This is a genomic window from Acetoanaerobium sticklandii, assembly GCF_000196455.1.
In the GTDB taxonomy this organism is placed as follows: Bacteria; Bacillota; Clostridia; order Peptostreptococcales; family Filifactoraceae; genus Acetoanaerobium; species Acetoanaerobium sticklandii.
Window position 1 is genome coordinate 795786 of sequence record NC_014614.1, and the last position, 16473, is coordinate 812258.

Genomic DNA, 16473 nt, shown 5'->3' on the forward strand with positions numbered 1-16473 from the left:
CTTTTTAGGCTCAATCTTTTTTTGGAAACCAAGGGAAAAACACAGGTGTTTTTTCTGCATACTCTTTATATCCAGGTCGATTTGCAAAGCTTTTTTCTAGCATTGGAACGCCTGAGACAAATAGTAGAAGGTAGGTTATAGTAATAGGGCTGAGGAAAACTAAAATGCTAGAACCTGAGAAAAATGAAATTATTCCAAGTCCCCACCACATAGTCGCTTCTCCGAAATAATTAGGATGACGGGTATAGCTCCAAAGTCCCTGATCCATAATTTTACCTTTATTTTCTGGATTGGCTTTAAAAATCTTAAGCTGATAATCGCCTACGCTTTCAAAGTAAAAACCTATAATCCAAATTATAATTCCTACGACTCCTATTAGAGTTAGTTTTGAAAATGGCTCGTTATTTAATAGAATAATAGGAAGAGCAACTATAAACATGAACACTCCTTGAAGCATATATACCTGTAAGAAAGCTCTTGGGATTACTAACTTACCCCACTCTTTACGCCAGTTTGCATATCTAAAATCCTCTTTCTTGCCGAGATTTCTTTTTATTATGTGATAAAACAGCCTAAGCCCCCAAATTGTTATAAGGACAGTTACGATTATATTTGGGAGATAAAAATTAGCTGTTCTAAGCGTAGTGAACCATGCCACTATTACAAATCCAAGTCCCCATCCTATATCAACTATAGAATTGTTTTTAATTAAAGTTCCAACGATGAAAAAACAAAGAAAATAAATAAATATTACCAGCATTGTCTCTAGAATTATAGAGCTCATAACTGCACCTGCTTTCATAGTAACATAAAACAAATTAGCGAATAAAACCAATTGCTACTGCTTTTTCACCTGCATGAAGAGCAGTTACTGATGAAATCTCACAAATATATTCTGGTTCATAACCTAAAATATTAGTAACTTCATTTGCAAAGCTGTTAGCAGTATCTAAATCACCTGAGTGTACTATGCAGTAAGACGAGATTTTACTTTGCTGATTTTTATGGTTAACTAGCTTTAGTATTTTGTTTATTAAAGTGGCTTTAGAAAATGCAACGGAAAAAGCACTGCCGTTTCCATCTCTATCGATTGAAATTATAGGTCTAAGTCTAAAAAATATGCCGATTTTACCTACTATTTTAGGAAGCCTTCCACTATTTAGTGCATTTCTAAAAGTATTAAGGGCTACATATATTTCACTTTTTGGTATTTTATCATTTAAATAATCAGTGATTTCCTCCATACTAGAGCCGGAATGAGCCATTTTAGCGGCATGAAGAACGAGTAGTCCTTGAGCAGCAGAATTTACTTTACTGTCTATTACTTTTATAGGATATCCAGATTCACTCAGCTCTTTTGAAGCTTTTATAATAGCACTATGAGTGCCACTTAACTTGCTTGATACATTAATTATTATGATATTTTCATAGTTCTGACTTAAAAATTCTAGCTTTTCTTTAATCTGGATTTCATTTGGCAGAGAGCTGTTTGGATATATAGGTGATGACTTCATATATTCATAAAAATCTTCAGAAGAAATGCTTACTTTATCTAGATAACTGTCTTCTCCAACGGTAATATTAAGTGGAATTTGGTGAATCATATATTTATCAATTAAGTTTTTAGGAATATCCCCAATAGAGTCTGTAACAATAGCTGTAGTTCCTTTCTTATCGTTAAGTTTCTCCTGAATAAAAATATCATCTACCTTTGGCCTAGATATATTACCTAATTTTGAGATAGCCTTAAAAAAATCACTAACTCTATCAGTGTGGATATGCACATGTTTAAAGTCTTCATTGCCAGCGACAATCAAACTATCGCCATATGCTATGAGTGTTTCCTTAACGATATCAGTGCTTGGAAGATTGCCCTTTATTATGCATTCTGTACAGTATCTATACGAAGATTCTTCGTGTATGAGACTATCGTGAGATGCAGATAAATCACTTAAACTAAATCTTTTAATCTCAGGAAGTACTTCTCCCCGAAGATATCTCAATGCTCCTTCTAAAAACAAAACAAAGCCTTTTGCACCAGAATCAACAACATCATTTTTCTTTAAAATTTCGAGTTGCTCTTTGGTGTTATCAAGGGACTTAGAGGCGTATCCAACAGACTCTTCAAATAAATCATCAAAGGAATCATAATTTTTATGATTATCTACTATATAGTTTGACCAATCCTTGATAACTGTTAGCATAGTGCCTTCAACTGGATTCGATAGAGCATTGTATAAACCGTAAGCTGAATTTTTGCTGGCATTTGCAAAATCATGTAGCATTATTGAAGCTTTACCTTTGGTTTCGGATGCTAGACCTGCAATGTATTGTGCAAAGATTACCCCAGAGTTCCCTCTAGCTCCGGATAAAGATGCCTCAGCCATAGATTTCAATGTTTCATACACTGAATCCTTTACTTGTGCATAATCCAAGACGCTGTTTAAAGTAAATACTAAATTATTTCCTGTATCACCATCCGCTACTGGAAATACATTAATTTTATTAAGCTTATCTCGATTACTTATTACTTCGCTTGCTCCATAGCTAAACAGTTTAAAAAAATCATTTCCATCTAAGATAGTCTTTTTCATGTGCCCCTCCTAAGATATATGTCATCACTTTAATATAAAGGTTTTAATCACTAGAAAGCTAACTACGCTTGTAGAGGCTGATAAAAAACTGCCCCAAATCAAATCTACAATAGTTATAAATAGAGGCCAGTTTTCCAAGGTAGCTAGGTTGGTAAGGTCGTAGGTCGCATAGGTTATAAATCCAAAAGCGGCTCCAGCAAGTAGAGCATAAGAAAGACTGTTTTTTTCTATAGCTGGGTTTACAACAAAAAATAAAATTCCACCTACAAATATCATGTAAAAAATAATAGCAGCAGCCCAATTGATATTTTTAGCCATAATAAAGCCTAGATATTTAGCGTATAAGTCTTTGGCAATAAATCCAAGCCAAATTAAATCTATTATCAGAAATATAGCAAAAGCACTCAGGTATGATTTTACAATATACATAACGTATTCCTCCTTTGTAGTTAATATATTCCCTTAGAATAAACCTATAAACCATCTAAAAATACTAAATTTCAATATGTATAGGTAAATAAAATTTATCAAAAATGCGGTGAAAAAATTTGATTATAAAAAAACATATAAAAAAATTGATTCTTTTTTTTTGTGGTATATATAGAAAAATAGTGAATTTATGAGAGAAGGGATGAATATGATTAATAAAGTTAATAAACCCATAACATATTTTTTGATTTCATTTTTAATTATTTTCATCCTATCGTTTTCTGTTATTTTTATTATGGAGAAAGAAATCAGCAAATCAAAGTCAGAGGATATAATGGCTTCAGAAACAAGGATAGTTACAACAAAAACTCAAATACTAGAAGATGCTTTATATAGAATAATTGGAGATTTAGGCTATTTAAATCATGTATATAGTTTGAAGCTATCTGAAAATTTAGATTCAGATGAAATAGCTGCTGAATGGATTGAGCTAGCTAAGCATAAAAAAATATATGATCAAATTAGATATATTGATAAGAATGGCAATGAAATCATAAAGATAAAATATGATGGAGCAAAAGCTTATAGAGTCGATGATGATACTCTTGAAAATAAAAAAGATAGATACTATTTTATTAAAACTGAAAATATAAAATATGACCAAATATATATATCTCCAATGGATTTAAATATGAAAAATAACTCTATAGAAAAGCCATTTAAGCCTGTTATAAGATTTTCCACACCAGTTTATAGTCAAAATGGGAATTTTGATGGATTAATAATTTTAAACTATCTTGCAAAACCAATGATAGAGCGCTTTAATACTATTGCTTGTAGTGAAAATGCTGATATTTATCTTATAAATAAAGATGGGTATTTTTTATCATCAAAAAATAAAGAGGACGAATGGGGTTTTATGTTTGAGGATAAACACGATATCACATATAGCATCTTATATCCTAAGGAATGGGAGCAGATTAAGCTCGGAGAAGGTCAAATAGTAACAAATAATGGAGTGTTTACTTTTAAACCAATATATATAGATAAAAACAGTATAGACAACTTAAATATTATGGAAGAAAGTAAAGTTATATCTGAAGATGTAAAGTGGTTTGTTGTATCACATATAAATCAAAATGACCTTGCATATAAATTTTTTGCAACGAGCCCTATTAGTTTAGGGGCTATTATTCTTAAAGACAATCTACCTAAAATTTTGCTTATAAGCTTGGTTGCTTTTCTTCTAGCGTATCTTATATATGTCAATAGAAGAACATATTTTAAGGTAAAGTACTATTCTGAATTTGACTCTCTTACTCAGTTGTATAATAGAAGATATGGTTATAATAAGATTAAAGCTCTGATAGATAGAGATGAAAGGCGAAGTAATATTTTTAGCATCTGTTTTATAGATATCAATGGCTTAAAACAGATAAACGATTATTTGGGACACTCCTATGGAGATGAGCTAATTATAACAGTTGCTGAGGTTATGAAAAAGCAAATAAGAGATGAAGATCTGGCAGTTAGATTAGGTGGAGATGAATTTTTGATTTTGTTCAAAGATGTAGATGCTGATGAATCAGAAAAAATTTGGAGCAGGATAGTTGCTAACTTTAATGAAATAAATGAAAAGGAAAAAAGACCATATATAATCAGTGCTAGTCATGGAATAATTGAGTATGACAATAATCAAAAAAGAGCTATTGATGATTTAATAACTAAAGCTGATGAAAAAATGTATCTAGAAAAAGAAGAGATAAAAAGGGACTTGAATGTTATAAGACCAAAGGTATGATTATATTGTGAAAAAAATAGGCTTGATTTATAAGACTGCTTTTTAGCTCATAAATCGAGTCTATTTTATTGTAAATTAAACAATATCAATACTTGGATGTACAAAAGCTGTCTATATAAACAGTTCAATTTATAATTATAAAAAATTGTTTGCTAAGTAAAAAGGTAGGGTATTTTTAATGAAAATAGGGACTTTTTGACTATACAAGTTGTAAAAAATGAGGTATATTTTTTATAGAACATGCTTTAATAGGTTTAAAATATTTTAGGAATGCTGTTAATAACTTAAGAATTACTGATTATAAATCTTGATAATCAAGAATAAAGACTAAAGTCTGAGGGAGGCGAAAATATTGAAAAACTTTATTAGTATATTAATAATTATATTTAGTATTATCGCTCCTATATCTTCATATTCAGAATCAGATATTTATAAAAGAGATGAGCTTTTTCATAGTCATGGCTCAGTTATGCTTATTTTAGATTCAGATTCAGGTAAAATATTAGATGCTAATAACGCAGCTCAAAAATTTTATGGATATTCATTGTCAGAGCTAAAGTCAATGAATATAAGCCAAATAAATATATTAGATGAAAAAGAGCTTAAAGCTGAAATGCAGCTTGCGAAAAGCCAAGAAAGAACCTATTTCGAATTTAGGCATAAGCTAAAAAACGGCGAGATAAAATATGTGGAAGTATACTCTTCTCCTATTTTTTATCAAAATGGTGATGAGGCATTGCTGTCCATCGTGCATGATATTTCTCCAAGGGTTTTGGCAGAAAATCAAGCTAATAGAGCGAGAATAGGAGCTTTTTCTATGCTTGCAGTATTACTGTTTGCTCTAGCATATATAAGCATAGCTATAAGGAAAAATTCAAAAAAAGAAATAGAAATAAAGCGAAGATTTCAGAGTCTTTTTGACAATATGAATGAAGGCTTTGCACTTCATGAAATTATATGTGACGAAGCTGGAAAACCTATTGACTATAGATTTTTGGAAGCAAATAAAGCCTTTGAAATAATAACAGGTCTGAAAATAGATGAGTTAAAAGGCAAGACTGTAAAGCAAGTACTCCCGAAGACTGAGCAGTACTGGATAAATCTATATGGCAAGGTTGCACTAACTGGTGAACCCGATAAGTTTCAGCATTATGCTAGAAATTTAATGAAGTACTTCAGTGTTAATGTTTATAGTCCTAAATCAAATCAGTTTGCTACGGTATTTAGTGATGTTACGGAAGAAGTTAATTTTTCAGAAAAAATAAGGTATTTGAGCTTTCATGATCAGCTCACAGGACTATATAACAGACATTTTTTTGAGGAAGAGTTACTAAGACTAGATACTGAAAGAAATCTTCCACTTACTATTGCACTATTAGATGTAAATGGACTTAAGCTTACAAATGATGCTTTTGGGCATAAAAAAGGAGACGAACTGCTTGTTAAAGTAGCTGAAAATTTAAAAACTGAATGCCGTTTTGATGACATAATAGCTAGAATAGGTGGAGATGAGTTTGTTATACTTCTTCCAAAAACATCTGAGCAAGAGGCTTCTAATATAATAGAAAGAATATATGCTTCGATTGAGAACACAAAAATGGACAATATAATAATATCTGTGTCAATAGGCTTTGACACCAAAACAAATGCAACTCAGCCAGTTAGTGAAATTTTTTCCAAAGCTGAAGAGCATATGTATAGAAAAAAGCTTACAGAAAGCCAAAGCATGAGGAATAAAACTATAAGTCTGATACTTCAAACTCTTAATCAAGCAGACAGCAAAGAAAAAAGACATTCCGAAAATGTAAGCAAAATAGCTGTTAAAATAGGAGAGCTTTTAAACCTTAACCAGCAAACGCTTAAAGAAATAGAGCTAGCAGGATTGATGCATGATATAGGAAAAATAGCAATCAATAATGAAGTGCTTACGAAGTTTGGAATTTTTTCAGAGAGTGAAATGATAGAGATACGAAGACATCCAGAAATTGGTTACCATATTTTAAAATCTGTAGATGAGTACGCACCTCTTGCTGAATGTGCGCTTTCTCATCATGAAAGATGGGATGGAACAGGTTATCCTAGAGGATTAAAGCAAGATGAAATTCCTTTTATTGCTAGGATAATTCAAATTGCAGATGCCTTTGATGCGATGACTTCTTTTAGAAGCTATAAGGAAACCTTAAGCATTCAAGAAGCATTAGAGGAGATAAAAAATAATTCCGGAACTCAGTTTGACCCAGATATAGTAAAGCATATAACTTCTGACAAACCTTTTTTATAGAAAACTCTCATAATCGATTAGGAGGTAGATAATTGTTTTATCTACCTCCTAATCGATTAAATTAAATGTTTTTTTCTATATATTTTACAAGAGCCTCAGTAGTTTTGTACAAATCCTCTAAAGCCATGTATTCCTCTACTGTATGGACATTATTCATTCCAACTGCTAGAATAATTGAGTTAAAGCCCTTCTGAGCAAATATATTGCTGTCTGAACCTCCACCTATCACAATCAGCTTAGATTCGATTCCCATTTCCTCATATACCTTTGCAAATTCCTTTGCAAATTTTAAATCATCCAGAGGTTTTAAAACAGGGAATTCACACACATATTCAAGCTTATAGCTTCCACCAAATTTTTCAGTAGCGCTTTTAATAGCTTTTTCATACTCTTTTATTATTTCCATTATTTTTTCTTCAGAATGACTTCTAATTTCTCCAGTAAATTCACAAGCATCAGGAACTACATTAGTAGGGAAGTCAGATTTGATTGATGAAAAGTTAGATGTTGTAAGCTCGTCAATTCTTCCTATATTCATATTCGAAAGAGCCTGGGCAGCCATCAAGATAGCATTGATACCTTTTTCTGGTTCAATACCAGCATGAGCTTTTTTACCACTGAATGTAGCTTTTACAAAATATCTGCTAGGGGCAGAGTGAGCTACAGTTCCAGCTGTTCCTGAGTTATCTAGAACTATCATGTTTTTAGCAGGTTGCATATGGCTTGGAACTTTATCCCAGTCTATATTTTTAGCGCCTAACATGCCTATTTCCTCTGCAGGAGTAAATATAGCAAATATATCTCTATGAGCAATATTTTCTTCTTTGATAGTTCTTATAGCTTCAATTACTGCAGCAACTCCTCCTTTATCATCTGCGCCAAGAGTAGTTGTTCCATCTGTTTTTATGATTAAACCTTCTTCGATTACTTTAAGGTTTTCGTTTGGCTCTATTACATCCATGTGAGCAGAAAAAGTAATTCCATCGCCTGGCACAGTTCCAGCAAACTTTGCAAAGATAGTAGGACTATCTCCATCGTACTTCACATTTCCGTTATCTAAGTAAATCTCTGCTCCCATTTCAGTTAATAGGGTTACTAAGTACTTAGCATAGTTACCTTCTTTTTTTGATGGAGAGTAGATTTTTACCATTTCAATAAAATTGTCTTTAAGTCTAGTTTTGTTCATTTGAGTCACTCCTATACATAGTTATATGAATAAATAATTTTATATAAAAATCATTACTCATATATAATACAACAAAATTCAGAAAAACAAAATTAAATTTATGAAGTAGGCTGAATAAGCTCTATATTAAGTTCTTGGAGTAGGTTAGTCCATTCATCTGATAAAGGTCTATTGACTACCATAGCATCTATACTTGATAGAGGAGCGATAAGAGAAAAAGAGGTTCTATTGAATTTTGTATGGTCTACAACCAAAAAAGTACGATTAGAATGCTCAATTGCTATTCTTCTGATTTCTGCTTGTTGTTCGTTTGAATCTGTGATGCCAAATTTCATATGGACAGAGCTACAAGAAACAAAGGCTTTATCAAAGAAGTAACGCTTCATATCTTGAAGAACACTTCCCCCTAAAAATGACATAGAGTAATTATCAAAAACTCCTCCAATTAAAAATAATTTTATATTTTCAGAGCTAGATAAAAGCATAGCTATTTTTAATGAGTTGGTAATTACGCTGATTCTTTTTTTTGCGATTTTCATTGCAATATATAAGGAAGTAGTTGAAGAGTCGAGAAATATTGAATCTCCATCTTTTATAAGAGGAATACACTCTTTTGCAATTTTTTCCTTATCCTTAACTAGTATTTTTTCTCTTAGACTCACAGATGCATCACTTTGGACAGACTCGTCTATATATGCTCCACCATAGATTCTCTTTAAAAAGCCTTCCTCTTCTAATAGCTGTAAATCTCTTCTGATGGTTTCTTCAGTCACGTTAAACGTTTTCGAAAGCTCAGAAACAGTTACACTTTTCTTTTGAATTATAATTTCTTTAATTTTATTTTTTCTTGTAATGGCGAGCATAGAGCTTCCTCCTAAATTTTTTTGAATACGAAATTAAAATATCTGTGTTTATGTGGATTTTTTATTTGTTTTTTAGAAATTCATTATGTTGTTAATATAATATTAATATAAAAATGTAAAAAAGAATAGCTTTTTATTTGAAAAATAGAGCTTTTAGATAAAAACAACAAAACAAAAAATATCAAACATAAAACAAAATAAAAACTTTACAAAACCAAATAAATAATGGATAATATACTTAATTTAGAATATACATTACCGTGATAAAGGAGGTGTGAAATGTATTATCTAAAAGGACAAACCTATATGCCAGAATTTGAAGCCAAAAAAATGATTTGTCAGATAGGAAAAAGAATGTATGACAGAAATTTTGTGGCATCAAACGATGGCAATATATCTGTAAGAGTAGGTAAGAATGCTGTTATTTGTACTCCTACTGGAGTTTCAAAAGGATTTATGACACCTGACATGTTAGTCAAGGTAAACCTAAAAGGGGAACGAATAGCTGGAAGATTAATGCCATCGTCGGAAATGAAGATGCATTTGAGAGTATATCAAGAAAATGAAGAGATTACTGCAGTTACCCATGCTCACCCTCCAGTTGCAACATCGTTTTCAATTGCAGGGATTGAACTGAATAAACCACTTTTATCTGAAGCTGTGGTTTTGTTAGGAAGAGTTCCGATAGCTCCATATGCTACTCCAGGAACTAATGAAGTACCAGATTCTGTAGCTCCATTTTGCAATACTCATAATGCAGTGCTGCTGGCAAATCATGGAGCGCTTACTTGGGGGAAAACCTTAGAAGAAGCATACCATAGATTAGAAACTCTAGAGCACTATGCGACTATTTTAATGTATACATCGAGAATTATTGGCGAGACAAACGAGCTCAATTGTGAACAGGTAGGCACATTAATAGACATTAGAGAAAAAATGGGAATAAAAACAGGTGGAGTACCTAGTTGTTCTTCAGCTTCAAAAGTAGAATCCCAAAATTCTGTTGTTTTAGGAAAACAAAAAGAAACTACGCTAGAATATAAATCAGAAAACAAAGAAGAAATATTAGAAAGCATAGTATCTAAGGTAACTGAAAAAATCCTTTTAAAGCTAAGTGAAAGCAGGTGATATAGTGCAGGATTTTATCACTGAAAGAGATGTTGAAAAAATAATTGAGCAAGTATTAAGCAAACTAGAGCCAGTAATAGAACAAGTAAAACCAAAAGAAATCAACATGCTCCCAAATAAAACAAATATAGATTTTTCACAAAATGCAAATGGAATATTTGAAAGTATAGATTTAGCAGTTGAATCAGCACTTGAGGCTCACATAATATTGACTAGCTATAAGCTAGAAGATAGAGAAAAAATGATTCAATCAATTAGAAAAGAAGTTTTAGGAGATATAGAGAATATTGCAAGACTTGTATATGAGGAAACAAAGCTAGGAAAATATGAAGATAAAATAGCAAAAATTAACCTTGCTGCTTCAAAAACACCTGGCACTGAAGATATCAAAACAAGCGCAATTTCAGGAGATTATGGATTAACTATAGAAGAAATGGCTCCATTTGGAGTTATAGGTGCTGTCACACCAGTGACAAATCCTGTCGAAACCCTTATAAATAATGCAATTTCAATGATTTCAGGCGGAAACAGCGTTGTATTTAATGTACATCCATCATCTAAGAAAAGCAGTGCATATACAGTTGAGCTAATCAATAAAGCTGTATTAAAAGCAGGAGGACCACAAAACCTAGTAACTATGGTGAAAGAGCCTACAATAGAGACAGTAAACCAGCTTTCTTCTCATCCTAGAATCAGTATGATGGTGGGAACAGGTGGACCAGGACTAGTTAAATCTCTATTAAAATCAGGCAAAAAAACCATTGGAGCTGGAGCGGGCAATCCGCCAGTTGTAGTTGATGAAACAGCGGATATGAACTTAGCAGCCAAAGGGATAATTGAAGGTGCTTCATTTGATAACAATATACTTTGTATAGCTGAAAAAGAAGTATTTGTTGTAAATGAGGTAGCAGATGATTTGATTTATAATATGCTTTCAAGTGGAGCATATATGTTAAATCAAGAAGAGCTTGAAAAAGTAATGAAATTAACTTTAGTAGAGGACGAGGACCTAGGTGCAAAAAGCTGTACTTTGTCTCCGAAAAAGAAATACCATGTTCATAAAAATTGGGTAGGCAAAGATGCATCAAAAATCTTAAGTGAAATAGGTATAACTAAGCAAGATGTGAAGTTGCTTATATGTGAAGTTGACAGTGACCACCCTTATGTTACCCTAGAACAAATGATGCCAATACTTCCACTTGTAAGATGTAGTGATGTGGATGAAGCTATAAAGCTAGCTGTAAAAGCAGAAGGTACAAACAAACACACAGCATCGATTTTCTCTAGAAATGTGGATAACATGACTAAGTTTGCAAGAGCTATAAATACAACCATATTTGTAAAAAATGCTCCTACTTTAGCAGGCGTTGGATATAAAGGAGAAGGTAATGCAACCTTTACTATCGCTGGACCAACAGGAGAAGGAATCACATCTGCAAAAACGTTTACAAGAGTAAGAAGATGCGTTTTGGCAGAGGGTGGATTTAGAATAGTGTAGGTGAGTGTGATGAGTAGTAAAGCAATTGGGTGCCTTGAAGTGCTTGGATTGAGCGTAGCACTTGATGCTATGGACAAAGCGTGTAAAGGCTCGGATATTAAGATACTTGGGATAGACTGCAATAATCCTTCAGAAGGAGACAAGGCTAAAATACCAAATGTATTTCAGGTCAAGTTTGAAGGCGATGTATCAAGTGTAAAGGATGCTTTAGAAATAGCTAAAGCAACAGCTCTTAAGTACATCGATGAAAAAGATATTCTAACTCATATGATATCAAGAAAAGCAAGTGAAATTGATTCGATATTAAAGCTTGGAAAATTTAAAATGAAATAGGAGGTTTGGCATGAAAGCATTAGGAATAATTGAAACAAGAGGATTGGTTGCACTTATAGAGGCTACGGATGCTATGATAAAATCTGCAAATGTAGAAGTAGTGGGAACAGAAAAAATAGGTTCAGGACTTGTATCTGTAGTAGTACAAGGAGAAGTAGGAGCAGTAAAGGCAGCTGTTGAAGCTGGAGCTGAAAGTGCTCAAAGATTAGGTGAGGTTGTGGCAGTTCATGTAATTCCTAGACCATCAATGGGACTTGAGCAATTACTACCTGCAATTAAGTAGGTGTTTGCGTGAAAACATATGAAGCAGTAGGCGTTATAGAAACGTTATACTTTACTGTAGCAATTGAAATGCTAGATGAAATGCTAAAATCCTCAAACGTAGAATTTCTAAGAAAAGAGACTACTCTAGGAGGCAAACTGATAACCCTATTTGTAGGAGGATCTGTTTCTGAAGTGTCAAACGCTATAGAGTTAGTAAAAAAACTAGGAGAAGGTAAGCATATAAATCACCTCAAAAATGCAATTGTGATTTCTAAACCTCATCCTGAAATACTAAAATATGTAATATCGAGTGAAAAAATTATAAATGAAGAAACTTTGAAGGTAAATAATTAATTTACTGTATCTGAGAGGAGATAAATAAATGGAAGCTTTAGGAATGATAGAAACTAGAGGATTAACTGCAGCAGTTGAAGCGGCAGATACAATGCTAAAAGCAGCAGATGTAAAGGTGATTGGAACTGAGAAAATAGGCTCTGGCCTAGTTACGATAGTAGTGCAAGGAGATGTAGGAGCAGTAAAAGCAGCGGTAGAAGCTGGAGCTGAGAGTGCTCAAAGATTAGGAGAAGTAGTAGCTGTCCATGTAATACCTAGACCATCTGAGGATGTAAAAAAGGTATTACCTATAATAGGATAGTGATATATCATGGATAAACATGATTTGAAGAAGGAAATTGCAAAGCTGGTTATGCAAGAGCTAAAGACCAGTGGCTTACTAATAAATGAGTATAATAAAGTACCAGTTTCAGTATCTGCAAGACATCTTCATCTATGCAAGGAAGATTTAGAAGCTTTATTTGGAAAAGGCTACGAGCTTACAGTTGAAAAGGAAATCTCTCAACCAGGTCAATATGCAGCAAAGGAAAAGGTTACCTTGATAACTGATAAAGGAAAAATAGAAAATATAAGAGTTCTAGGACCTCTAAGAAATAAAACTCAAATAGAACTCACAAAATCAGAAGCTAGAACGCTAGGACTTAATTTAGAGGTTAGAAACTCAGGTGACTTAGCCAACACCTCTGGCGTGACTATCAAAGGGCCAAAGGGTAGTATTGAGCTAAGAGAAGGTGTAATCATAGCGGATAGGCATATACACATGACTCCAGAGGATGCAGAAAATTATGATGTAAAAAATGGACAAAAGGTATCAGTAGTTGTCAATGGTAAAAAAGGCGGAGTGTTATCAAACGTTACTATACGTGTAAATCCACGCTATAAGCTGGATTTTCATATAGACACAGACGATGCCAATGCATTTTTAATCCAAAACGGCGATTTACTAGAGCTGGTGAAATGAGAGGAGGGCAAGATTCATGTTACTTGGTAAAGTAAAAGGAAATATAATTTCTACCAGAAAGCATGAAAGGCTTGTCGGATATAAACTACTGATTGTAGAGCCTTATTACGGAAATAAAAAAGATACACTAATTGCGGCAGATAGACTAGGAGCGGGACTTGGAGAATTAGTTCTTTTAAGTCAAGGAAGCCCAGCGCTTAAAGCTCTTGACAACGATGCACCTATAGATGCCGTAGTGGTTGGAATTGTAGATTCAGAGCCGGACAAAGGGTGATTCTAATGATGGAAAATTTAGTGAAGGTATTGGCTGTTGCCGATCCAGCAGTAAATGTATACGTGAAACCAGAATATTCGATTCTAAATAAGTTTAAGGCCACTCATGGAATTGATGTAGAATTTGACATTATTCCTTTTGAAAATTATTATGAAAAGCTCATGAAAGCATTTGCTGGCGAGCTGGATTATGACATGGTTATGGTGGCTGGCCATCTATGGCTTAAGGATTTTGTTTCAAAGGACTATTTAGCTCAGCTAACAGAGCCCTCAGATAAAGCTTACGATGAAATGGATATAACTGAGGTAGTAAGAGATGAAATGAAGATAGATGGGAAAAAATATCTTTATCCTTCGTTTTGCGATGGGCACATAATGCTATACAGAAAGTCTATGATAGAGCCTGTATATGGAAAAATAAATAAAAAATCCATAACTACAGATGAATATCTAGATATAGCAAGGAAATACTATAAGGAAACTTCAAAGCCTTCAGTGGCTATGAAAGCTCATGAATCTGAGATATTTTTAGATATTCTTCCTTTTATAAGAAACGAAGGAATTGAACCGTTTGATGAAAATACTAATATGCCACAGCTAGATGATATAGGTTGTCTTAACGCACTAAATAAATATTTAGAACTTAAATCCTACGCAGTGTCAGGTACAGAAAATTTTGCAAATGATGAAGTAAGAAAAGCATTTCAAAATAAAGAAGTCCCTATGACAATCACCTGGGGAGGACAACTGGGTATGGTTATGGATGAAAACTGTATAGATAAAGAAGATGTTGGATTCTTAGCCCTAAATACTAGCTGGAACGTAACCTGGAGCTTTGGAGTATCAAAAGCTTCATCTAGAAAAGACAAAGCAATAAAACTACTTGAATATCTTACTAGTAAAGAAGTTGATAGGTATGTTGGAAGCTATGCAGGCTCTCCTGTTAGAAAATCAACATATGAAGCAGATAAAGATAATTACCCTTGGTATGAAATTCATTATGATTTGGTAACTAAATATGCAAAGCCTTTGCCAAAGATGCTAAATGCTGGAAAGCTAATGGAACCTATATACAAAGGAGTATATAGTGTGTTTACAGATAAAGCTTTGCCTGCGAGTGCCTTAAAGGAGATGCATAATCAAGTTATGAAGCTGAAAATGGAGGAATCTAAATGAAACTTATAGTTATAGGTGGTGTAGCTGCAGGAATGTCTGCTGCATCAAAGCTAAAAAGATTAGATCCCCAAGCTCAGGTTGTAGTTTATGAAAAAGGAAGCTTTTTATCTTATGGAGCCTGTGGTCTTCCCTATTATGTTTCAGGAGTCAATGACGACTACAAAAAAATGATAATAAGAACTCAGGAAGATTTTGAAAAAGCTGGAATTAGTACATTTACAAATCATGAAGTAATAAAAGTAGACCCTCAAAACAAAACTATAATGGTAAGAGATTTAATCTCAAAAAGCATGTTTATAGATAAATACGACAAGCTCATGATTTCTACAGGAGCTCATCCTATAGTTCCGAATTTTAAGGGAAAGGATTTATCTGGAGTATTTGTACTCAAAACCTTAGAAGATGGAATAAAGCTAAGGGAAGCAGCTTCAAAAAGCGAAATGAAAAACGTAGTCATAGTAGGCGGAGGTTATATTGGAATAGAACTTGCTGAAGCTATGGTAGAGCTTGGAAAGAATGTAAAAGTGCTTGAAAAAAGCGAGAGAATCCTAACCTCTTTTGATAAAGAAATTTCTGAAATTGCAGAAAAAACTCTAAAAAATCATTCAGTAGAGCTCTTGTTAGATGAAGAGCTTGAAATTATAAAAGGTACAGAAACTGTAACTGGAATAAAAACATCTAAAGGTGACTACGATGCAGATATGGTGATTTTATCAATAGGAGTAATGCCATCTACAGACTTTCTAAAAGGCTCAGGTATTGATTTAGCTAAAAACGGTGCAGTAATTATCGATAGAGAGATGAGAACAAGCGTAAGTGACATCTACTCTGCTGGTGACTGTGCTGAGGTTTACCATATGGTAAAAGAAGAAAATTCCTATATTCCACTGGGAACTACAGCAAACAAATGCGGTAAAATTGTAGGAAATAATTTATCTGGTCAGCATCAGAAATTTATTGGAGCTTTAGGCTCAGCAGCTATCAAAATAATGGATATGGAAATGGCAAGAACAGGTATAGGAGAAAGCGAAGCAAAGGCAATGAAGCTTGATTATGATACGGTTTTTGTAAAAGACTATAACCATCCTCCATACTATCCAAATAGGGAAGCGTTATATATTAAGCTGATATATGAAAAGCGAACTCATAGGATACTTGGAGCTCAGATTGCAGGAAAGCAAGGAGCTGTTCTTAGAGTGGATATGTTTGCTATAGCTATCCAAGCAAAAATGACAGCAGAAGATATAGGAATGGCTGATTTATGCTATGCACCACCATTTTCCGGTGTATGGGATGCTGTAAATATAGCGGCAAATGCTGTAAAGTAGGTGA

The 16473-nt window shown here is 33.3% G+C and carries 17 protein-coding genes; 12 read left to right on the forward strand and 5 right to left on the reverse strand.

Features of this window, described 5'->3' with window-relative positions; translation table 11 throughout:
* Positions 1-10 precede the first annotated feature (10 nt).
* From CLOST_RS03595 to CLOST_RS03605, 3 genes are read right to left on the reverse strand one after another with little or no spacing between them, the layout of a single operon-like run.
* Positions 11-784, reverse strand: coding sequence for a DUF1295 domain-containing protein (locus tag CLOST_RS03595; protein ID WP_041487096.1), 774 nt, complete (start codon positions 782-784; stop codon positions 11-13).
* A 34-nt stretch (positions 785-818) separates the two neighbouring features.
* A complete protein-coding gene (locus CLOST_RS03600) occupies positions 819-2594 on the reverse strand; it encodes a DAK2 domain-containing protein (protein WP_013360886.1) in 1776 nt (591 codons plus the stop codon).
* A gap of 24 nt (positions 2595-2618) precedes the next feature.
* Entirely contained in the window at positions 2619-3023 is a 405-nt protein-coding gene (locus CLOST_RS03605) for a DUF2177 family protein (RefSeq protein ID WP_013360887.1), read from the reverse strand.
* A 208-nt stretch (positions 3024-3231) separates the two neighbouring features.
* On the opposite strand from CLOST_RS03605, the gene CLOST_RS03610 reads away from it, so the two are divergent.
* Positions 3232-4824, forward strand: coding sequence for a sensor domain-containing diguanylate cyclase (locus tag CLOST_RS03610; protein WP_013360888.1), 1593 nt, complete (start codon positions 3232-3234; stop codon positions 4822-4824).
* Between the two features lie 352 nt (positions 4825-5176).
* Entirely contained in the window at positions 5177-7105 is a 1929-nt protein-coding gene (locus tag CLOST_RS13730) for a sensor domain-containing diguanylate cyclase/phosphohydrolase (protein WP_013360889.1), read from the forward strand.
* A gap of 61 nt (positions 7106-7166) precedes the next feature.
* Here the strand turns inward: CLOST_RS13730 and CLOST_RS03620 are convergent, their stop codons facing one another.
* Complete coding sequence (locus CLOST_RS03620; protein ID WP_013360890.1) at positions 7167-8291, reverse strand: M20/M25/M40 family metallo-hydrolase; 1125 nt, start codon at positions 8289-8291, stop codon at positions 7167-7169.
* Positions 8292-8389: 98 nt separating this feature from the next.
* Positions 8390-9154 carry a DeoR/GlpR family DNA-binding transcription regulator gene (locus CLOST_RS03625; RefSeq protein WP_013360891.1) on the reverse strand — a complete coding sequence of 255 codons (765 nt, stop codon included), beginning with the start codon at positions 9152-9154 and terminating at the stop codon, positions 8390-8392.
* 279 nt (positions 9155-9433) lie between these two features.
* Between CLOST_RS03625 and CLOST_RS03630 the strand changes: the two genes are divergently transcribed.
* Genes CLOST_RS03630 through CLOST_RS03675 form a run of 10 tightly spaced genes read left to right on the forward strand, consistent with a single transcriptional unit; the run spans position 9434 to position 16469 of the window.
* Entirely contained in the window at positions 9434-10282 is an 849-nt protein-coding gene (locus CLOST_RS03630; protein ID WP_013360892.1) for a class II aldolase/adducin family protein, read from the forward strand.
* Positions 10269-11780: an aldehyde dehydrogenase family protein gene (locus CLOST_RS03635; protein ID WP_013360893.1), complete on the forward strand. Its 1512-nt coding sequence runs from the start codon at positions 10269-10271 to the stop codon at positions 11778-11780. The genes CLOST_RS03630 and CLOST_RS03635 overlap by 14 nt, the downstream gene beginning before the upstream one ends.
* Positions 11781-11789: 9 nt before the next feature.
* Positions 11790-12113 (forward strand): BMC domain-containing protein, encoded by a 324-nt coding sequence (locus CLOST_RS03640; protein ID WP_013360894.1) that lies wholly within the window; start codon positions 11790-11792, stop codon positions 12111-12113.
* A 10-nt stretch (positions 12114-12123) separates the two neighbouring features.
* On the forward strand, positions 12124-12396 hold the full coding sequence (locus CLOST_RS03645; protein WP_013360895.1) for a BMC domain-containing protein: 273 nt from the start codon (positions 12124-12126) through the stop codon (positions 12394-12396).
* 8 nt (positions 12397-12404) lie between these two features.
* The gene (locus tag CLOST_RS03650) at positions 12405-12731 is read left to right on the forward strand and encodes a BMC domain-containing protein (protein ID WP_013360896.1); all 327 of its coding nucleotides are present in this window, start codon (positions 12405-12407) and stop codon (positions 12729-12731) included.
* Positions 12732-12759: 28 nt separating this feature from the next.
* Positions 12760-13032 (forward strand): BMC domain-containing protein, encoded by a 273-nt coding sequence (locus tag CLOST_RS03655; protein WP_013360897.1) that lies wholly within the window; start codon positions 12760-12762, stop codon positions 13030-13032.
* 9 nt (positions 13033-13041) lie between these two features.
* Entirely contained in the window at positions 13042-13692 is a 651-nt protein-coding gene (locus CLOST_RS03660; RefSeq protein WP_013360898.1) for a phosphate propanoyltransferase, read from the forward strand.
* Between the two features lie 16 nt (positions 13693-13708).
* Positions 13709-13966, forward strand: coding sequence for a EutN/CcmL family microcompartment protein (locus CLOST_RS03665; RefSeq protein WP_013360899.1), 258 nt, complete (start codon positions 13709-13711; stop codon positions 13964-13966).
* 5 nt (positions 13967-13971) lie between these two features.
* Entirely contained in the window at positions 13972-15141 is a 1170-nt protein-coding gene (locus tag CLOST_RS03670; protein WP_013360900.1) for an extracellular solute-binding protein, read from the forward strand.
* Entirely contained in the window at positions 15138-16469 is a 1332-nt protein-coding gene (locus CLOST_RS03675; protein ID WP_013360901.1) for a CoA-disulfide reductase, read from the forward strand. The genes CLOST_RS03670 and CLOST_RS03675 overlap by 4 nt, the downstream gene beginning before the upstream one ends.
* Positions 16470-16473 lie beyond the last annotated feature (4 nt).

Excerpts from the sequence above, each read along its gene's own strand:
- CLOST_RS03595 (WP_041487096.1), bottom strand. The coding sequence starts at position 784 with ATGAGCTCTATAATTCTAGAGACAATGCTGGTAATATTTATTTATTTT.
- CLOST_RS03600 (WP_013360886.1), bottom strand. The coding sequence starts at position 2,594 with ATGAAAAAGACTATCTTAGATGGAAATGATTTTTTTAAACTGTTTAGC.
- CLOST_RS03605 (WP_013360887.1), bottom strand. The coding sequence starts at position 3,023 with ATGTATATTGTAAAATCATACCTGAGTGCTTTTGCTATATTTCTGATA.
- CLOST_RS03610 (WP_013360888.1), top strand. The coding sequence starts at position 3,232 with ATGATTAATAAAGTTAATAAACCCATAACATATTTTTTGATTTCATTT.
- CLOST_RS03620 (WP_013360890.1), bottom strand. The coding sequence starts at position 8,291 with ATGAACAAAACTAGACTTAAAGACAATTTTATTGAAATGGTAAAAATC.
- CLOST_RS03625 (WP_013360891.1), bottom strand. The coding sequence starts at position 9,154 with ATGCTCGCCATTACAAGAAAAAATAAAATTAAAGAAATTATAATTCAA.
- CLOST_RS03630 (WP_013360892.1), top strand. The coding sequence starts at position 9,434 with ATGTATTATCTAAAAGGACAAACCTATATGCCAGAATTTGAAGCCAAA.
- CLOST_RS03640 (WP_013360894.1), top strand. The coding sequence starts at position 11,790 with ATGAGTAGTAAAGCAATTGGGTGCCTTGAAGTGCTTGGATTGAGCGTA.
- CLOST_RS03645 (WP_013360895.1), top strand. The coding sequence starts at position 12,124 with ATGAAAGCATTAGGAATAATTGAAACAAGAGGATTGGTTGCACTTATA.
- CLOST_RS03655 (WP_013360897.1), top strand. The coding sequence starts at position 12,760 with ATGGAAGCTTTAGGAATGATAGAAACTAGAGGATTAACTGCAGCAGTT.
- CLOST_RS03660 (WP_013360898.1), top strand. The coding sequence starts at position 13,042 with ATGGATAAACATGATTTGAAGAAGGAAATTGCAAAGCTGGTTATGCAA.
- CLOST_RS03665 (WP_013360899.1), top strand. The coding sequence starts at position 13,709 with ATGTTACTTGGTAAAGTAAAAGGAAATATAATTTCTACCAGAAAGCAT.
- CLOST_RS03670 (WP_013360900.1), top strand. The coding sequence starts at position 13,972 with ATGATGGAAAATTTAGTGAAGGTATTGGCTGTTGCCGATCCAGCAGTA.
- CLOST_RS03675 (WP_013360901.1), top strand. The coding sequence starts at position 15,138 with ATGAAACTTATAGTTATAGGTGGTGTAGCTGCAGGAATGTCTGCTGCA.